The 18,427-nt window shown below is 62.5% G+C and carries 17 protein-coding genes; 4 read left to right on the forward strand and 13 right to left on the reverse strand.

The genetic code is table 11. From position 1 onward, the window contains the following. Nucleotides 1–61: 61 nt before the first annotated feature. Genes MGMSRV2_RS12055 through MGMSRV2_RS12065 form a run of 3 tightly spaced genes read left to right on the forward strand, consistent with a single transcriptional unit; the run spans nt 62 to nt 4,607 of the window. On the forward strand, nt 62–2,026 hold the full coding sequence (locus MGMSRV2_RS12055; protein ID WP_206777484.1) for a sensor histidine kinase: 1,965 nt from the start codon (nt 62–64) through the stop codon (nt 2,024–2,026). Further along, nucleotides 2,026–2,706: a response regulator transcription factor gene (locus MGMSRV2_RS12060; protein WP_052588931.1), complete on the forward strand. Its 681-nt coding sequence runs from the start codon at nt 2,026–2,028 to the stop codon at nt 2,704–2,706. The genes MGMSRV2_RS12055 and MGMSRV2_RS12060 overlap by 1 nt, the downstream gene beginning before the upstream one ends. Before the next feature lie 2 nt (nt 2,707–2,708). Further along, the gene (locus tag MGMSRV2_RS12065; protein WP_024080162.1) at nt 2,709–4,607 is read left to right on the forward strand and encodes a TonB-dependent receptor domain-containing protein; all 1,899 of its coding nucleotides are present in this window, start codon (nt 2,709–2,711) and stop codon (nt 4,605–4,607) included. A gap of 14 nt (nt 4,608–4,621) precedes the next feature. Here the strand turns inward: MGMSRV2_RS12065 and MGMSRV2_RS21950 are convergent, their stop codons facing one another. Then, nucleotides 4,622–4,786, reverse strand: a complete 165-nt coding sequence (locus MGMSRV2_RS21950) for a hypothetical protein (RefSeq protein WP_024080163.1) — start codon at nt 4,784–4,786, stop codon at nt 4,622–4,624. On the opposite strand from MGMSRV2_RS21950, the gene MGMSRV2_RS22200 reads away from it, so the two are divergent. Further along, the gene (locus MGMSRV2_RS22200) at nt 4,772–4,897 is read left to right on the forward strand and encodes a hypothetical protein (protein ID WP_277911421.1); all 126 of its coding nucleotides are present in this window, start codon (nt 4,772–4,774) and stop codon (nt 4,895–4,897) included. The two genes, MGMSRV2_RS21950 and MGMSRV2_RS22200, sit on opposite strands and share 15 nt — an antisense overlap. Before the next feature lie 141 nt (nt 4,898–5,038). Here MGMSRV2_RS22200 and traI read toward each other — a convergent pair whose 3' ends face one another. From traI to MGMSRV2_RS21630, 12 genes are all read right to left on the reverse strand, one after another. Then, a complete protein-coding gene (gene traI, locus MGMSRV2_RS21130) occupies nt 5,039–6,811 on the reverse strand; it encodes a TraI/MobA(P) family conjugative relaxase (protein ID WP_024080636.1) in 1,773 nt (590 codons plus the stop codon). Further along, nucleotides 6,808–7,179, reverse strand: a complete 372-nt coding sequence (locus MGMSRV2_RS12080) for a plasmid mobilization protein (RefSeq protein WP_024080637.1) — start codon at nt 7,177–7,179, stop codon at nt 6,808–6,810. Before MGMSRV2_RS12080 ends, traI begins: the two co-directional genes overlap by 4 nt. 71 nt (nt 7,180–7,250) lie before the next feature. Further along, nucleotides 7,251–9,581, reverse strand: a complete 2,331-nt coding sequence (locus MGMSRV2_RS12085; protein WP_024080638.1) for a zincin-like metallopeptidase domain-containing protein — start codon at nt 9,579–9,581, stop codon at nt 7,251–7,253. Continuing rightward, nucleotides 9,578–9,763 carry a hypothetical protein gene (locus tag MGMSRV2_RS12090; RefSeq protein WP_024080639.1) on the reverse strand — a complete coding sequence of 62 codons (186 nt, stop codon included), beginning with the start codon at nt 9,761–9,763 and terminating at the stop codon, nt 9,578–9,580. Before MGMSRV2_RS12090 ends, MGMSRV2_RS12085 begins: the two co-directional genes overlap by 4 nt. 17 nt (nt 9,764–9,780) lie before the next feature. Then, nucleotides 9,781–10,479 (reverse strand): single-stranded DNA-binding protein, encoded by a 699-nt coding sequence (locus tag MGMSRV2_RS12095; RefSeq protein WP_011899510.1) that lies wholly within the window; start codon nt 10,477–10,479, stop codon nt 9,781–9,783. A 9-nt stretch (nt 10,480–10,488) separates the two neighbouring features. Then, a complete protein-coding gene (locus MGMSRV2_RS12100; protein ID WP_011899511.1) occupies nt 10,489–12,297 on the reverse strand; it encodes a type IV secretory system conjugative DNA transfer family protein in 1,809 nt (602 codons plus the stop codon). After that, a complete protein-coding gene (locus MGMSRV2_RS12105) occupies nt 12,294–13,247 on the reverse strand; it encodes a CpaF/VirB11 family protein (protein ID WP_011899512.1) in 954 nt (317 codons plus the stop codon). The genes MGMSRV2_RS12100 and MGMSRV2_RS12105 overlap by 4 nt, the downstream gene beginning before the upstream one ends. A gap of 5 nt (nt 13,248–13,252) precedes the next feature. Further along, nucleotides 13,253–15,346, reverse strand: a complete 2,094-nt coding sequence (locus tag MGMSRV2_RS12110) for a hypothetical protein (protein ID WP_011899513.1) — start codon at nt 15,344–15,346, stop codon at nt 13,253–13,255. A 2-nt stretch (nt 15,347–15,348) separates the two neighbouring features. Beyond that, complete coding sequence (locus MGMSRV2_RS12115) at nt 15,349–16,452, reverse strand: TraB/TrbI/VirB10 family type IV secretion system protein (RefSeq protein WP_011899514.1); 1,104 nt, start codon at nt 16,450–16,452, stop codon at nt 15,349–15,351. Continuing rightward, a complete protein-coding gene (locus MGMSRV2_RS12120; protein ID WP_011899515.1) occupies nt 16,452–17,480 on the reverse strand; it encodes a TrbG/VirB9 family P-type conjugative transfer protein in 1,029 nt (342 codons plus the stop codon). Before MGMSRV2_RS12120 ends, MGMSRV2_RS12115 begins: the two co-directional genes overlap by 1 nt. Beyond that, nucleotides 17,477–18,238 carry a VirB8/TrbF family protein gene (locus MGMSRV2_RS12125; RefSeq protein ID WP_011899516.1) on the reverse strand — a complete coding sequence of 254 codons (762 nt, stop codon included), beginning with the start codon at nt 18,236–18,238 and terminating at the stop codon, nt 17,477–17,479. The genes MGMSRV2_RS12120 and MGMSRV2_RS12125 overlap by 4 nt, the downstream gene beginning before the upstream one ends. After that, nucleotides 18,238–18,402 carry a hypothetical protein gene (locus tag MGMSRV2_RS21630; RefSeq protein WP_024080640.1) on the reverse strand — a complete coding sequence of 55 codons (165 nt, stop codon included), beginning with the start codon at nt 18,400–18,402 and terminating at the stop codon, nt 18,238–18,240. Before MGMSRV2_RS21630 ends, MGMSRV2_RS12125 begins: the two co-directional genes overlap by 1 nt. Between the last annotated feature and the right edge of the window lie 25 nt (nt 18,403–18,427).

The raw sequence follows: 18,427 nt of genomic DNA on the forward strand, positions 1-18,427 counted from the left end.
GGATGTTTTTTGAGGCAGATGGGATAATCAGATGTTGTCTTGCCGCCGAAAGGCTCTGAGCGTGATTTTACAGGTCCTGGCCATCCTTGGGCTGCTGGCGGTACTTGTGGATTCTGCCCAGGCTTCCTCTCCCGTGGTGCTCGACGGTCGGGCCGGCGACGTGGACGGGCGCGGCCATATGGCGATCTTCCGCGATCCCGAGGGCACCCGGACATTGGACGAGATCATCGGGATTGACGCGGCGGGAAGGTTCAAGCCGATCCCCGGCAATGTGGGGCTTGGCTATACTCCGGACACCATCTGGCTGCGCATGGATCTGGTCCTGCCGGAAGGCGCCCCGGAGAGGTGGCTACTTGAAGTCATGCCGTCCTATCTCGACCACCTCGACCTTTACCTTCTGCCCCCCGACGGCGTGCGGCACGGGGCGACGGCCGGCGACAGGCTCCCGTTCTCGGCCCGAACGGAGGAATACCGGAACTTTCTTTTCCCGCTCCACATCCCGGCGGGAAAAAGCCGTCTCTATCTGAGGGTCAAGAGCACCAGCGCGATGACCGTGCTGCCCCGCTTCTGGCAGCCTTCCGCTTTCGAGCACGCCGTCAGCGGCGAGTCCGCCTTGCTCGGCCTCTATTACGGCGCCCTTCTGACGGTGACGCTCCTCAACCTGATCGGCTTCGCCATCAACCGCCAGAGCATTTACCTGACCTATTCGGGCTACGTGTCATTGATCGGCGTGCATTTTTTTGCCATCGACGGATTGCTGGCGCAATTCGCGCTGCCCGATCACCCGCTGATCGCCAACCAGATGCTGGGGGCCACGATGGGACTGGGGGCGATCTTCGGCTTTCGCTTCTATGCCCAGGTTCTTCGGCTGCCGGGCCGTTTCCCCTGGTCTGATCGGGTGATCTGGGGCATGGCCCTATTGGGCGGCGCCACGGCAATATCCGCGTTTACGCCTTACTACTCTGCCTTTGCGCCGCTGCTATTGCTCGCGATGATCGCGTCACTTCTTGTCTTTCTGAAACCCCTGATCTCCCTTTGGCGCAATCGGGATGCCGAAAGCCGGCTGATCGCGCTCGCCTATACATTTTACGCCGGGCTGCTTTTTACGACGCTGACGGCCGCCCTTGGCCTTACCGAGCCGACGAAGCTGTCTCTCATAAGCTCGCTGTGCGGAAGCGTGATTCATTTCGCGATCCTGCATTCAAGCCTTTTCCTGCGCGCTCATCGCGCTCAGCGGGACAAACTCGTCGCCGAAGCCGTTGCTGAAAGAGCGCGGCAGGAAGGAAGCATGGAAAGGGAAATGAGGATCGAGCGCGAGCGTCTGCTGGACATGATCGGCCACGAAATTCTTACCCCGGTGGCTGTCATCGATGCGGCGAACCAGACGCTTCGGGTCCTTGATACCGATACGTCGCCCGATCGCGAAAAGCGCTATGACCGGATCGGGGGTGCGGTCGAGCGGTTGAAGGCCATGCTGGATTTGGCCACTCATCGCCAGAACCTGGAGGCCGATTACAGCGAACCCGCCCGCCATCCGATCAATATCGAAGGGCTGATGCAGGAAAGTGTCGAGCTTCTTGGTCCCGAGGGGGAAAAGCGGGTAGCGGTTCGCTCCGGCACCACACTTCCTTCGGTCCAGGCGGACGAGCGCATGCTCCGTTTCGCTCTCCTCAATCTGCTGGACAACGCGGTGAAGTATTCCCCCCGCAATTCGCCCATCGAAGTGGACGTTTCGCCTCGTTTCCATGACGGCCGAAGCGGCCTGTGCTGGTCGATCGTCAACGATGGGGCGGCAATTCCGCGCGACATCGAAACCACGATTTTCGACAAATATGTTCGCGGCAGCGAGGAAGCCGGCCAAGCCGGCATGGGATTGGGGCTTTACCTGACCCGGTACATCTTCGAACGACATGGGGGATGGGTGCAACTGGAGGAAAATACGAAGGGAAGAATCTGCTTCCTGGCTTGGCTACCGACCGATACGGAACAGGCCGGAGCGAAGCAGGAGGCCGGCCAATGCGAATAGTGCTGGTCGAGGACAATTCCGACTTCCGCGAAGAAGTGCAGTTCCATTTGCAGCGGGCCGGACACGAGGTTTTCATCGCCGCCGATGGCGCCGGCCTCGACCAGGTGCTGGCGGTGCATCACATCGAGATTGCCGTCCTTGACCTGGGGCTTCCCGGCGAGGACGGCCTGTCCATCACCCACCGCCTTCGCATGTCTCATCCCGAAATCCGGATCTTGATGCTCACCGCACGATCCAGCCAGCATCACCGGATCAGCGGATTGGAAAAAGGGGCCGATTCCTACCTGACCAAGCCGGTCGACATGCGGGAATTGTGTGCCGTCATCGAGAGCATCCGCAGGCGCATTTCGCCAGCCGTGGCCGACCATCGCGCGCCGGGCTGGACCCTGAGCCTGTCCACCATGACGATCATGACGCCCAAGGGTGAACGGATCACCTTGACCCCGACCGAAATGCTTCTGCTGCGCCCGCTTGCGGAAGCCGCGCCGGACATCGTCAGCCGACAGCAATTCGCCAAGGCGCTCGGGCATCGCGAGGAGGATTACGATTACCGGCGTCTTGAGGCCGTCATCAGTCGCTTGCGAAGAAAAATCGCGACGTCGGATGAGGAAAGCTCTGTGATCAAGCCGGCTCGTGGTAGAGGCTATATCTTCGCCGCGCCAATAACGGTGATCCCCTAGTTATGACGCCACGAATCGCCGCCGGTTCACTTCTGATATGCTCGCTGGTGATTTCCGCCGCCAAGGCGGAAACGCCCGTACCCAGGCTGTTCGCCACTCCCAGCTTCGTCGAGACCCGCTTCATGCAACGGCATGCCGGCGAGGATGTGCCGCGTCCAATTCTGTTGCCGTCCATTCTGACGGCTACGCCATTCATCTCGCCAAGGCATCCCCCGCCGCCGGAAGTCATCCACCAGGGCGGGCCGGCGACGGGGATGATGGCGGGGCTTGAAAGCGCTGGAGACGTTGCTTTCTCGGGCATCGCCGCCCGGCAGGCCATTGATGACACCGTTCTTTGGGCTGGGCTTCGCGCCGACCGGGCCAATCCCTATCGCGACGGTACGGGGCAACGGGTGAATTATGGCTATGAACGCGTCAGTCCCCAAGCCGTGCTTACCCATCCGCTGGGGCCTCGCACAGGTTTGACGGTTTTTGGCTTGCTCGACAATTTCGAGGAATCGCGAACGCCCCACAGCGCCACCGACGCCCCCCAGTTCCAGCACGGTCTGGGAACCATCCGGATCGACCACGCCCCGATGGGCTCTGTCTTTGACCGCCTTGAGATCGCGGCCAGCGTGGATAGCATCACCTACGCTGCGGACAACTTCACTCTACGCGCACCGGGCGCCCTGGGGCTTCGCTATGAAGGAGACTGGATCACCTGGCGCGGCCATGTGCGTGGCGAGTTCAAGGCCGCCGAGTGGAAGGGCGCCCTCATTCTCGATGCGAGCTTGCTGAAATACCTTACGGTGTTGGACACAAGCCGAGTTACCCAGGGCCGGAGTTCCTACCGGCTGCCTGACACGGAAATCGCCACGACCGCAATCGCCCTCGAAGGAACTCGCCCCGTCGGTCAGGCAGACAGACTGGCCGCCGGCCTTCGGCTCGACGTCGTCCACAACTCCGTCGGCATGGCGCATGAGGTGCCCGCCGCATCGGGCGCCAGCGCGGCATCCTACAACCGAGCGGCCCAGGAGCTCTACGACACCTATTACGGCGCGGGTACTCGCAACGATCCGGTGGACATCAATCTCAGCGGCAAGCTGCGCTATACCCACGCCATCGCCGACGGGGATGTCTATGGCGAGGTCCGGCGACTGGTCCGCACGCCCGACCCCGGAGAGCGATTTTTCGCCAGTTCGGGACCAACGGCCCTGATCCAGGTGGGCAATCCAGGTCTCGCCCCCGAGGCGCACCATGCAATCGAGCTTGGCGGCGAACGCAGGGCCCAGGGGTGGAAAGGGTATTTGTCCCCCGCTGCCGTATCGGGGACCTGGCAAATCTCCGGGAAGCTGTGGCATGACCGAATCGCTGATTTCATCACCCCCGACCGCGCCAGGGGGCAGTCCGGCATCCTGAAATCCGACGGCGGCATCATCTATCGCAATGTTGACGTCGCCATGACCGGCGTGGCCGCCGAGGGACGGTGGAATGCGATGCCCGGTCTGGGCCTTCGCCTGCGCCTGGACTGGACCCACGGCGACAATCTGACGGATTCACGCCCGCTCTATCAGGTCGCTCCCCTACATGGTGAGGCCGCAATCGAACGGCGGCTCGCTTTCGCCGACCACCCGATCACTCTTGGGGCGGCGACGCGCTTCGCCGACGGCCAGCATCGGGTAGACGATTCGACCACGACCGGATCGGGCCAAGACACCGGCGGCCCAACCGGCGGATATGCCGTCTTCGACTTGTTTGCGCGCACCTCGGTCACCGAGCGCTTTCACCTGTCCATGGGAGTCACAAACCTTCTGGACAAGCGATACCAGCAGCACGTCAATCCGTTGCCTCAGGGCGTCACCACCCAGCCTATCGCGGCGCCCGGTCGGAGTCTTTTTCTCGCCGGAAGACTGGAATTCTGACACGTCGATACGGGCTACTTGCCGATGGGCGGCGCTTGCGCCAGCAGGTTCCGCGTCTGCTCAGGATCCGCCGAGCCGCCGAACTCGAAGTCGAAGGCGAACTTGCCGGCCAGCAAGGTGACGACGGAAATGATGCAGCCGCCGACGGCGGTGTTGCCGTCAACGTGGCCGAACACCATGAAGCCGATGCCGCCGACAATGCCAAGTCCGGCGATGACCAGCAGGACATTGCGCGGGTGTTGCTGCGCCCCGCCTTGATGAACTCGCTGTCGCGGGCGCGGGCGTCCTGACGGTCGGCCAGGGTGGCGGTCAGCGTGGTGAGCGCGCCGGCCAGACGGGCCAACAACGACCAGCGCGCGCATCTTGAATGCTATGTCCGCTTTTCGGGAACTGTCGCCAACCAAGGAATGACCAGCTTGGGCGCAAAGCCGTCATCGGATTGGGTCAACCTTATCCTTACCGGTGGTTTTCCGCCGGCCTGTCTTCGGCTGGTCGCCCAGGACGTCATCCAGCGACAGCGCGTCCTCCACGAATGCCCCCATGTCCCTGGCCAGCACCGGATTGACAGCGACCGGGCGTTTGCTCGCGAGATCGGCAACGATCTTGGCCTGGGCTTGGATGCCGTCGATCACCACCAGCTCGCCGGCGGCCACAGCCGCCGCCTGATCGGCGTGAAGGTTGCGGGTCGGGCTCGCGATCACGATGCGGCTTTTGGGATGGTGCAGGCGGACATCCGCCGCCCGTGCCGGCAGATGGCCAGTTTTCGGCACCACGATCACCGGGGCGCCGGTATCCTTGTGCAGGACTGAGGCAGATAGGCAGTCCGCTGTGATGATCACCGGCCCGCCATAGGCGGCTTTCTCGCGGGCGAGATCGCCGCCGGGATCGATCACGTGGGTGATGTTTTTATCCGTGTCGCCCAAATCGGCGGTGCGGCCCTGGCCATCCATGGCCCGCACCGCCCAGATATGCCCCTTGTCGTCGCGAAACGGGAAGATCACCCGCCCGTGCTCATCCGCTTTCAGATCCATGTCGCGCAGATCGCGTTTGAGCCAGGGCGTTTCCGGCGGCGTCCAGGCCGAGGCCGACAACCAGGTCTTCAAGGCCGGCGCCATGCTGCGCGGCGGCTGATAGGGCCGGCGCTGGAGGGTCGTGGCCTCATCCAGCATGTGGAACAGTTCTTTATAGGTCAGCACGATGGCCAGGGCCAAAGCATCCTTGTGGGCTTCGGCCAGCAGGTAATCCTTCCAGTTCCTGATATGCAGCACGCGGCCAAGGAAGCCCGGCTTCTTGGCCTGCGTATAGGCGCGCCAAAGCCGGTTCTGGCCAGGGTGGCGGGTCATCGGCTTGGGCTGATACGCCTTCTTCTTCGGCGGGGCATTGGCTTTGTTCCGTTCGGGTGGCGCCGCATATGGCCCCAGGCGGCTTTCCAGCTTGGCCAGCGAGCAGGAGCGGTCAAGCGTGCTGGCCTTCATCCGGCCCTTGCCGTCCACCTGCGCCACGACCAGGCCGGCGCCGCGCTTCTTCAGCTCGATACCATAGGGTGCCAGCCCTTCATGCACTTCGGCCCAGGTGCTGGCGCCGTCGATCACCTTGATGATCTCGGCTTTGTGTTCGACCACATGGCGCTCAAAGCTTTGCTGCCAGGTCTTGGCCTCATAGTCCCTGGCCTTGCGTGACACCGGGTTGCGTTCGGCGCCGGCATCGGTCATGCCCTTATCGACGGTCAGGCCGTATTTCTGTTCCATCTCGCGGGCGATTTTGGCCAAGGTCTTGAAGTCTTGCCGGGGTGTGTGGCAGCGCCCGGTGACCGGGTGGATTTTGTTGAAGGCCACATGCATGTGGAAATTGTCGGTGTTGATGTGGGTGCCGGCGACACGCTGGTGGTCGCCGTAGCCCAGCGCCTGGGCGAAGCTGCGTTCGATATCCTGCAACTGATCCTGGGTCAGTTGGTTTTCTTCACCGGGGTGGAAGGACACGACAAGGTGATAGGTCTTGTCGGCAATACCGGGCTTCAGCGTCCGTGTCGCCTCGATCTCGATCAGGGCGGTGTCCAGGTCTTTCAGATCAGCGCCGGCGTCGCAATTGACGATCCAGAACTTGTCGAGCTTCTCGCCCTTCTCCTTGGCGGCGGCGATATAGCGGCCAAGGTTGGCATAGTCGTCGCGGATTTCAGGCTTACGGTCGATGCGCTTGGCGATCATCGGCCCGCTCTGGGGTGAATCTGGTGATGGATTTCCTTCACCGTGGCTTTCAACTGGTCCTGGGTATCCTGGATTTGGACCATCAGCCCGTCGATCCGCGCCACCATGGCCGCTGGCCAAGTGCCGTCACTTTCATCCAGGGCCAGTTTCAGCAAATTGCCGAGGCGGGCCTGATCGGCGTTCACCTTCAACAGATCGCGGATGGATTGGGCGCCGGTGAAGGCCGAGGGATCGGGCAGGGTTTGGCCCAGAGCAAAGCGGCGCAGCATTTCCGAAACCGATAGTTTGAACTGGCCGGCCTGGGCTTTGACCGTCGCCAATTCCTCGGGCGTGAATGAAACAAGCTGGCGGTGACGTTCGGTGGCCATGGTCTTTCCCGTCGTTGAAGATGAAGACGGCCCGCGCCGGCGATGCCGGGCGGGCCGTTGCTGTCTTGAAATCAGGCGATGCCGCGTTCCTGGCCCTGGGCTTTCGACAGGGCGCCCTCGATGGTTCGACGGACCCATCCGGCACCGCGTGACTGGTGCAGGTCGTTGAAGTCGGTCAGTTTCTGCGCCTTTTCTTCGGCGGTGAAGCTGGGGGCGACCATCTTGCCGCCGACCGCCTTGGCCGCTTCCTCGGCCTTGACCATGCCGACATTGCCGTGGACGTTGGCATGGTCGTTGTCGCCAGCAATCAGGATCGGACGGTCGGGGAACTTGGCCCGCACCGCTTCGGCCACAGCCTTGAGGTTGGAGGAATCGAAGGCGGAAATCACCGGTCGGCCCGTTTCCTCGAAAATGGTGGCAGCGGTGGCATAACCTTCGGCGATGATGATGACGCCCTGTTTGAGTGGGAGCAGGGCATCCAGAGTGCCCTTGCCGGTCACCTCCAGGACGTGGAAGGTGCCCTCTTTGCGGCTGTCCCTGAGGAACAGCTTGTTCTCCGGGGTGACGGTCTGGATGTTCCACAGGCGTCCCGCCGCATCCCGGCACGGAATGATCATGTGGCCTTCGCCGTTCACCTTGACGCCGTGGCCTTTCACCCCCTTGGCGGCAAGGTAGGGGCTGTTTTCCGGGTTGGCTTCACCGGGGAGGTTCTGCCACACCCCATAGGCATTTTTCGCGGCCTTTTCGGCGGCGGCAAGGCGTTCAGCCTCGCGGGCGGCGCGGACATTCGCCGCCTCGGCCTGGATGTGCGCTCGTTCAGCGTCGGTCAGCGACACGCCGGCAGCCACCCATTTGGTTGTCCCGCCTGCCCGGTAATTGGTGATGTTGCCGGAGGGCCGGCCATCCAGGTAACCGATATAGGAACCACTCATTTGCTTGGCTTTGTCGCCCTCGACCGGGCAGCGGTGCCATTGGCCATCCATGACCGGATCGCCCTTGACGATCAGGCCGTGGGTTTTGAGGGCCTGGGCGAATTCCTCCACCGGCGACAGTTCCGGCGCCGGCGCCTTGGCCGCCGTCGCCCATTTGCTGAAAGCGGCGGGGTCGGTTCCCTCCGGGACATACCAGGACTTGGCGCCCCGGTCCCATTTGGCCCCGGCAGCCTTGGCCTCGTTCTTTTCGTCATAAGGGACGGCGATGTAGATTTTCGACATGGCCTTTTCCTGCGTTTCTTGGAAACGATCAGCTTGTGCAAAGGCTGCGCTTTCAGCGATTTCAGTCTGACGCGACAAATAATCGGAGATGGCTTGGTTCGTTAACCGGTCTTCCGCAGCCTGCTTCACGGCGAATTCCACAAATTCGGTCACACTTTTGGGGCTGATCCCGTACCTTTCAACCGCCGCCCTACGTTCCTCAGGTGTCCCGGCGGCTTCCAATTCCTTGATGTAAAGTCTCAGTTCCTTTGGAACTTCGACCGTCTGGGCTTGCGCCAGCACGGCCAAACCTTGACCGGCACCGCGCTCCAACTCAGGCCGCCGTTCCGGCTCCATCACCCAGGTCTTGATGATCTCCGCATCGCGGGCGGCCCGGAAAATCTCGTTCTTGTCCTCACGCAGCACCTTGAGCCAGGATTCGACGTATGCCGCATGGTTCGACGGATCGAACGAAATCCCCATGTCACGGGCCAGCATATAGCTGGCGATTTCGGCCTTCAGTTCCTCGCGGGCATAGACCTCGGAGCCGAACGGACCGAATTCGCGGTTCAATCGGCTGGGGTGGCCGGTGGCGTGGCCGAGTTCGTGCAGCGCCGTATCGTAATAGGAGGCGGCGTTGTGGAACATCGCCATGGGCGGCAGATGGATCTTGTCGGTGGAAGGGCGGTAAAAGGCTCGATCATGCTGATCGTGCAGCACCGGGATACCGGCGCCCTCAATGATGGCTTCCGCCCGTTTGATGGGATCAAAGGCCGGCGCCGGGGCCACATAGGGGGCCAAGCCGTCGATTTGTTCGGCGTTGAACACCTTGGCCAGGAAGACCTTGGGGCGGTCCAGCCTGACCGTCTCGTATTGCTGCTGCCCTTCGGCATCGAGGACGGCCTTGCCGTCGGCATCCTTCACCGCAGTGCGGTCGGTCCACTGCCAGTATTCGATAGTGGTGGACTTCTCGCCCTTGCGCACCTGGGCTTCCGCTTGACTTGCCTGACGATAGGTCATCCAGCGCGGGTCAGCTCGGCCCTGCATACCCAGCCACAGATCGTTGATGCCGCGATAGGGCTTGCCGGTAATCGGATTGAAGGGGCCGACGCCGAGGGCGCCGGCACGCCACGGCTTCAGCCAGGGCGCGGTACCGGCCTCGATGCGGGCGATGATCTCGGCGGCGATTTCGTCGCGATAATTGCTCATTCTTCGCCCCCTTCGGCCACATGGTCGAAGCGGCTTTCCAGGGCGTCGTCGGCATCGAGCGCGGTTTCCACGAAAGCGCCCATCATTTCGGCATCGTCGGGATCGACGGGCACCGGCTTGCCGGCGCTGGCCATGTCGGCAATCTGGCTGGCCACGGCCTGATTAATTTCCTTGTCGTCCATGTCATGTCCTCCTGGGGTTAAGGCTTGTCTTCCAGCACCGGGGTGATGCCGCCGGCGCCATCCACTTCGATCTCGACGGAATGGCGGATTTCGCCGTCGCTATCCGCCCATTCGCGGGAACGCAGCGCGCCCTGAACCAGCATCAGCCGCCCCTTGGTCGCGGTCTTGGCCAGAACCTTGTCGATCAGCGACGGGGTGAAGGTGACGACGCGCAGCCAGTCGGTCTTGTTCTGCCACTGGCCGGCGCTGTCCTTGTAGGACCGATCCGCTGCCAAGCTGAACGACGCCACCTTGCCGCCGTCCTGGCCCGGCAAGGTTTTGATATCGGCATGGCCGCCGAGGCGGCCAGCCAGGTGCACCATGTTCATGGCCGGGCTGTCCGCCGTGATCGGGACGATGCCGCCAGTGGGATCGACCTCGATCTCGACGATGTTCATTTTCTTGCCGTCTTGTTCCCACGCCCGCGCTCGCAGCGCGCCGTGGATGAACATCATCCGGCCCTTGGTGGCTTCGCTGGCCAGCACGTTGTCGATCAGCCAGGGCAAATAGGTGACGATTCGGAACCACGAGGTTTCGGTCTGCCACTTGCCGGCGCGGTTCTTGAAGTTGTGATCGACGGCCAATGACAAGGTGGCCACCTTGCCGTTGGTCAGGGTCTTGATTTCGGCATCGGCGCCCAGGCGACCGGTGACCATGATTGTGTTCTGATTGAACATGTTTCCTCCTTACGATTGGCCGGCGGCGCGCAGCCGGGCGGTGATCGGTGACGGCATCGGTGGTTCGGCCTGGGGGACGCTTTCGTCATTGGCGGCCTCGACGGTGCCGACCGGGGCCATGCGCGAGCGCGCCAGCAGTGTCTTGTCGAAGAAATAAAGCGGCTGACGCCCCAGGATCGGCGGGGCGCCTGCCGAAAACACCAGCATGTCGCCGGCCTCGACGATCTTTTCGGGATCGCGCCTGGATTTGCGTGCCGCTTTCAGGCGCATGCATTCGTCCGGCGTCAGCAAGGGGCGCCCGACCTCAGACACATTATCGGTGACGTTGCCGCCGATGACCTGAAGCGCCCGCCGGCTGCGGCTGCGCTTGGTCTGAACGATGGTGGCCTTGCCGCACATATCCGACAGCGTTTTCGCCGTCGTCACGTCGTTGGGGGCATAGGCAATGCGGATATGGCAATTGCCCATGATGGAATTTTCTTTGCCGTAGGTGCCTTGAAGCTGAAGAAGGTCCTGGATGATCAGGAAGGCCTTCAGCCCATACCCAGCCATGAAGGCGAGCGAGCGTTCAAAGATTTCCAGTTTGCCGATGGAGGTGAACTCATCGAGCATCAGCAACAGGCGGTGTTTATGGGTGGCCCTGCCATCGGCGCCGACGTTCTGCATCAGCCGGCGCATGAACAAGTTGAGGATGATGCGCAGCAAGGGCCGCAGCCGATCAATGTCCGACGGCGGAATGATGATGTAGAGCGACAGCGGCACCTCGCTGTTCATCAACTCATCCAGGCGGAAATCCGAGCCGGAAATGTTCCGGGCAATCATCGGGTCGCGGTACAGCGACAGATCGACCTTGGACGACGATTGAACGCCGGAGCGTTCTTGCGCTGCGCGGTCGCGCATTTCCTGCGCCGCCGCCTGGATCAGCCGTGTCGCCGCTTCGGTCCCGGCCTCGACCGACACCATGTCGGCCAGCAGGGAATCCAGGCCTTCGCCGACAGCGGTCAGCACGGCATCAATGTCGGGCAGGGAGGCGATGCGGTTTTCGTCGCGGCGGATTTTGTAAAGGGTGTAGAGGATGGCCCCGGTCAGCCACGCATAGCCCGATTTCTGCCAGAAATCGGCCAAGCCCTTGCCGTCCGGGTCAATGATCATGGTGGCGATGTTCTGGGCGTCCGCGACCTCGTGCCCGGTACCGATCCTGACCTCGGCCAACGGATTGTAATGGCAAGCCCCCTCTTCCGCCGTGGGATCGAACTTGAGGATGCGTTGACCCTGGCTGGCCCGCCAGCCCGAGGTCAGCCGCCAGTTCTCGCCCTTGATATCCAACACCAGGACGGAAGACGGCCACGACAGCAAGGTCGGCAGCACCAGCCCGACACCTTTGCCGGAACGGGTGGGGGCAAAGGTCAAGATGTGTTCGGGGCCATCATGGCGCAGGGTCTTGGCGCCGCGCCATTTGGGCCAGCCGCCGACGACGACACCGGTCTTACGCAGCAACCCGGCTTCCTTGACGTCGGCCTTCCTGGCCCAGCGGGCCGAGCCGTGCAGGTTCTTTTCGTCGTAACTGCCGTGCCGGGTTTGGCCGCCGATCCGCATGGCGATGGCCTGGATCAGCAGGATCAGGGCGATAGTGCCGGCGGTGGCGCCGAAGATGCCCCACTGGATGAAGCCGGGGGGCTGGCCATAGGCTTGCAGGTACTTCCACACCCAGGCCCAGGAATCGCCCTGCGTGGCGTGAAATCCATAGATTTCCTGCCACGCATAGAACAAGGCGGCAAAAGCGCCGGCAACGGCAAAGGGAATGGCCAGAACGATCATGCGGCGTTCCTTTCGAGAAAGTGACCGTCCTTCATGACCCAGCGGTCATGGCACGGTTCATAGATGTCGGTGATGCGGCGCCAGCCATCGCTGCTGCGCTTGATCTGGACGATCACGTCCACCAGCTCGGCCAGGAATTCGGGCACGCGGGGCATGCTTTGGCCCGACCAGGCGATGTTCTGGTCGAACTTGCGGTGCAGCACCTGATAGGGGCTGGCGGCATGGATGGTGCACATGAAGCCGGTGATGCCGGAATTGAGCGAGCCCAAGGCGGCAAAGGCGTTCTGCGTTGAAATCTCCCCGAAAATCACGTTATCGGGGGTGATGCGCATCTGGTGATCATAGAGTTGGCGCCAGTCGATCATGCCCGAGGCGGTCGAGGCCTCGCGGGCGGCCAGCAGGGCGACGCCATCCCAGAACCGGTCCATGTGCAGTTCCGGCGTATCCTCAAGGGCGACGACGCGCCGATCCTCGGGCAGAAAATCCAGCAGCTTGTTGATGAAGGTGGTCTTGCCGGTGTTGGTGGCCCCCGAAATGATCATGTTCAATTCCGCCGCCATGGCGGATTTCAGGTATTCGACGATTTCAGGGCTTGCCCCCACCTGTTCCCAGGTGGGGGTGAAGGGATGTTTGCAGCGGATGGCCATGGAGACGCCGTAGGGCGCCGACGATCCGACCAGACACTCGAAACGGTGGCGCACCTCGGGGATTATGCACGACAGCTTGGGCGAGGTGTCGGGGTCGAACTTGACCCCGGTGAAGTTGGCCAAGCTGCGGCATATGTCCTCGATGCGGGCCAGGGTCAGTTCCGGCGCGGCCACGATGATCTTGCCGTGGCCGCGCCGGTCGATGATGACCTGCTTGGGCCGGGTCATGCGCATTTCGACGGTGGTCGGATCGTCGTAATACGCCGCCAGCGGACGCAGGATGATGGAGATCGCCGACGACATGGCGATTACCAGCCCAGCTCGGCACGCCACGAGGATACTGCGGATGATGTGGGGTAACTGGGGCAGGTGGGATTAGTTCCGGCTGGGTTACCCTTGCCGTCGTAATCGTGTCCGCAGTGGAATGTTTTTGTGGCGGTCTGACTGGAAACTGTCGTGCCATCATCGCGGACTGCTATACGGGTTGCGCGATAGCTTGCGTAAAGATCGTTTTGATCCCACGGGTCGTTTGCGGCCCACCATTCAGAGCCGGCCACCATTGGCCAGTCGCTGACATTGCTTCCGCCGCTATACGTGCAGGCCCAGGTCGGCCCAACCGGCGTGCCTGCGCCGACATCTTTTAGAAATTCGGTCTCATCGGGGCGGGTCCAACGCTCGAATCGGGTGGTATTGCTGTAGGCATTGCAGCCGTCATAGCTTTTCGAGCCGCTGGGTTTGTCGGTGGTGCCGTTGGGCTGGTAGACCATTTGCGCGGCACCGGGCAGCACCTGCGACGAAGCGATGGTGTAGGGCGATCCGTTGACGGTAATGGTCACCGTCATCAGCGGATAGGCCCATAATTGATCGTCGTGATGCTGATAGCCGGTGATGGTGACGCTATGCGGATAGCTCACCGCTGAAGTCTGGCAGGTGGTCACGTATTCCCGACTGCCGCCGGCCTTCAGGTAATAGAACCGCTCCTGGCCATACGAGATGTTGGCCGCCAGATCGTGGGTCCATTTCGACGGGTCCATGCAGCCGTCCGTGGTGGACAGGATCGCCGTGGTGGCGGTGTCGGGGGTGCATTCGGTGACGAATTGCGGCACGCCATCGACGGTGATGCGGCGGCGTGATTGCAGAATCGCCGTCTTGGTCGTCATGTTGGTGATGGCCGGGCAGATGTTGTTGCCGCCGGCATCGGCATAAACGACTTCCTGGACGAAGCTGCGTCCGGTATCGGTGCACGGTGCGCCTTGATAGGTGACGCCGCCGCGCAAATAGGTCCACATGGACAATTCATAGGAGCGACCGCCGGCGAAATCATGGCGAAGCGGGCAATTGGCCGCGCTTTCGGTCATGGTCAGCGCCGCCGACTTGGTCGAGTTCTCGCAGCCTCGCGCCTGGACCGTGCTGTTGTTGCGGTTGATGTAGACGAAGGCCGCTTGTGGCACCGCCTTGCCGTCGGTGAAATCAAGGAAGATCGGGCATTGCGCCTCGTCCTCGGTGATGGTGTAGACGGTTTCCGTGTCCTGAACACATTCGCCGACCGGGTGATTCTCGCCGGCATCGTCGATGTAATAGAGGCTGTATTGCGGCCAAGCCTTCATGGTGGCCAGATCGACCACATCGACCGGGCACGACAGATAAGATTTCTTCAGGGGGTAGCTGGGAGCGCCGTCGGTGCATTCACCGTCATTGGTCAACGCCCCGTCGGTGAAGGTCTGGATTTTGTTCTGCTGGACGGCAGTACCTTGCACCATATCGATCCTGACCGGGCAGTTGTCGGTGCTGGTGCGGTATTCGGTCACCGGCTCCTTTTCTTCATTGGCCGGCGCGGCGGTGACGGTCGGGGTTTTGTAGCCCGCCGCTTCGGAATTGTTGCCGCCACTGCCGGAAGCCGGGTTTTCCGACACGTCGTCCTTGATCTCGCGCTTTTCCTTGTCGTCCGCTTTCGGCGCGGCAAGGCGTTCCAGCGCCGCCACCAGGGCGGATTTGGAACCGCTCACCTCCATGGTTTTTTCCGGGAAAAGCTGATTGGTGTCCTTGGCGTCGAATTGCGCCGTCAGACCTTCCGTCGAGATGGTTTCCTCCCGCTCGCCCTTGGCCACCGACATGACCAGGATTTGGCCGATGGATTGGTTTTCAACCGCGACCTTGCGGGCGAAGCCCTTGGCGGTGACGCCCGACAGCAGCGCCGGATCTACCCCTTCGATTTGGCCGAGCGAGAACGAGGCCGGCACCGCCTGTTCGGGCAGGGCGACGGTACTCACCGGCCAGATCGGCACCGCCACCTTGTCGGCGGCCCCCGTTCCGGGGGTAGTCGTCGCCGGCGGGGTTTGGGCAAAACAGGGTGACGACAGGGATAATAGAGCGACCAGTGCCGCCGCGAATTTCATACGCATGGCTATAACTCCATTTCAGCGATGTACCAGTCGGTGTCGGGGCGGATGCACACCCGCTGGCCTTGGAAGGTTCTGAGGATGGGCAACAGGTTGATGGTCTGTTCCAGGGTGGCGGCGGTGATCTCGCCCAGGCGTTGCGACAGTTCGGCGCCGCCTTCGCTCAACGCCCCGCCGTTGCCGGAAAATGTCGAGGAAGAGCCCGTGGCTGAGGCAGTGCTGCTGGAACTGGTGGCGCTGGTGTTGGCGGTGGCCGCCCGGACCGCCGCCGACACGCCGGCAAGGATAAAGGCAGTGCCGTAGCGTTCGCCGAAACGATGATCGACGTCCCCGGACGCCCCAAGGTGGCCTTGGACGTCAATCACATTGGCTTTAAGCCCGAATATTTCCGCGCGAGATTCCCCCAACAGAATCCGAGAGCAGCGGAAGGGCGAGCGGCTGGAACCGACTTTCTCCAGGCTCTTATAGCCGCACACCAGGCGCGAACCTTTGGGGACAAGAATGTTGCGACCGTGATAGCCGAAAGTGTCCCGTGATACTTGGATCACCACGGTGCCGCCGCTGCTTCCGTCCAACTGGGTGTTGGTGGCGGATTCCAAGGTTCCACAAACGTAGCGGTCGTTGGTAAGGACGCGAGAATTGTCCACCGGCTTGGTCGAGGTGCGCCCTTCTTCCTCGTATTCTGTCCCGCCAGCCCCTCGACCGGCACCCGAGCCCGAGGACATGCCCAAGGGCAACGGCATGCCGGCAGCAGTGCTGCCATCCGGCAACGACGCCAAGGTAACGGATGGTGGTGCCGGCCCAGCCGAGCGATGGAGATAACTGGCCCGCACCGCCAGTTCCAGCGGATCGGGAGCGGGCGGCGGCGCCGCCGCCGGGGCCGCTACCGGCGCCGGGACCGGCACGTGCACTTCTCGGATGACTTCCTTCTGGATGATCACCGGCGGCATCACCGGCGGCGGCTTCGGTTCCTCCTTCGGCGCCGGCGGGCGATGCGTCCATGCCGCCGGATCATCCGCCGGCAACGGATCGGTCGGCGCCGCCGCCGGCTGGCAAGCGCCCGACAAGGTCAGGCCCAGGGCCAAGGCGAGATCGCAGAACGCCGACATCAGGGCTTCGCCCCGGTGTACTGGATGCACAGGAAGCGCTTGCCGTTCTTCAATGTGATCAGCGGCGCTGTGCTTTCGATAACGAACACCGTACCTTCGACGTGCGTGTTCACTAATTCATCAATGCTGTCGAGGGTGACGTAACCCGACGCCAGCTCCATACCGTCCCACTTGGCGCCGTAGCGGATGTAGGTGAAGAAGTCGTCACGCCAGACGGTTTCCGGTTTCAGGCTGTCATCGCCCCACAGCTTGTAATCGCCCCAGCCGTGGAACTTGGCCGGGTCCACCGGCACGTGGCGGACGAAGTCCTTCTTGGGGACAGCACCTTGTTGCAGCGCCGGCGCCCCTGGCTTGGCCGGCTCCTTCTTTTCCGTGTCGTCAACCACCGGTGCCGGCGCCTCGATTGCCGCCGGCTTCTCCCGACCGACGATCTTCACGACAAGGTCGGGGACGTTCATGGAATTGACCGTTTCGGACCGGACATAGAGCGGATAGACCGCCCCCGATTTGGTGTAGACGTTGACGTTGGTGTCCTGGCCCCAACTGGCAGGCCGGATCGCCAGCTTGTTGGCGGCCTTGATCTTGACCGAGAAGCCGATTGCATCGCCCGGATCGGCGCTGGTGATCACCGCATCTTCGGGCAGGATCACCGTGGTGGTCATGAATTCGCGGGTGCGGACCTTGTAAACGCAGTCTTCGCACAGCCGCTGCACATAGACGCCGGCACGCGGTTCGGCATCGCTCCAAGCGTCCTGCACCTGACCGCCGGCGCCGGGGCGGTTCATTTCGGGAAACACGCCTTCGGCCTGGAATTCCGCCTGTTGCTTCATGTCCGGCGACATGGGCACCCGAGCAACGGGCGGTTGCTGTGCCGGGACGGTGGATTGCGGCGGGGCCGGGGCCGGCTGCGCCTTCGCCGGCGGCGTCGCCGGCACCGGCTGGCCCTTGCCGCCGAACGGGGTTTGCGCTTCCGCCGGCATCACGGCCAAGCCCAGCAGCGCTAGGGCGCCAACAGCGATAACAATCATGAATTCCCCCTTTCCTTGAGCGAGACATCAAGGACGCGCAGCCCCAATGGATTTTCGAATTTTTCGCTTTCCCGCACCGTATGCGGGCGTGAGGTGACGGCCAGATAAGCCCGCAGCTTGCGGGTCTCGACCACCTTGCCGCCGCGTTCGTCGGTCTGGACGATATCGACGGCGTAGCGCCCGATATTGTCGCGGAAGGAAATACGGTCAGCGCTTTCGACGACGACGGAACGGTTGAGCTTGGTGTCGAGCGCGGTGGTGATTTCCTTCAGCCGCTCGTCGGTGAATTTCTTCCACCAGGTGGTGTCTGAATGCATGTTGGCTTCGCGCATGCGGTCGCCTTGCGACGCGGTGTCGATTTCCAGCAGGATGCGGACATAGCGCCGCACGAAGCTTTCCATCAGCAGATCGAACCCAGGCGTATCCTTGGTGATCGGCAGCACCCGGACCATGGTGGCGGGATCGACCGGCACGGTCTTGCCGCCATGCTGTTCGATACGGACCAGACCGAGTTGGACTTCCTTCAACGGCACCAGGGTGGAGATCGCCGAGGCCTGGACGATGACGACGCCGCCCAGGCCGACCACCACCATCACCGTCAAGCGCAGCATCCAGGCCAGCCGGCGGTGTGCCGCCTCGAAGGCATAGGGATCGGCGGCGCGCACGGCGCTGTGATCGACCGGATTGAATAAGGCCGGTCGCCGGCGCCGGCGGGCTTTGCCTTTGAACAGGCGTTTCAGCCAGGGCAAGCGGTGCATCACGACACCCACTCGTAACCCGGGGCGTCATAGGGCACCGGCACGCAGACGCACGGGCTTTTCAGCATCTCGTCGGTGCCGCTGCCGTCCTTTTGGATTTCCCGGCTGCTGCTGCAAGCCGCCAAGGTGACGGCAAGGAAGAGGCTCAGATACAAAGCTTTCATCACTTTCTCCTGTCGTGAAACAGCA

Source organism: Magnetospirillum gryphiswaldense MSR-1 v2 (genome assembly GCF_000513295.1).
In the GTDB taxonomy this organism is placed as follows: Bacteria; Pseudomonadota; Alphaproteobacteria; order Rhodospirillales; family Magnetospirillaceae; genus Magnetospirillum; species Magnetospirillum gryphiswaldense.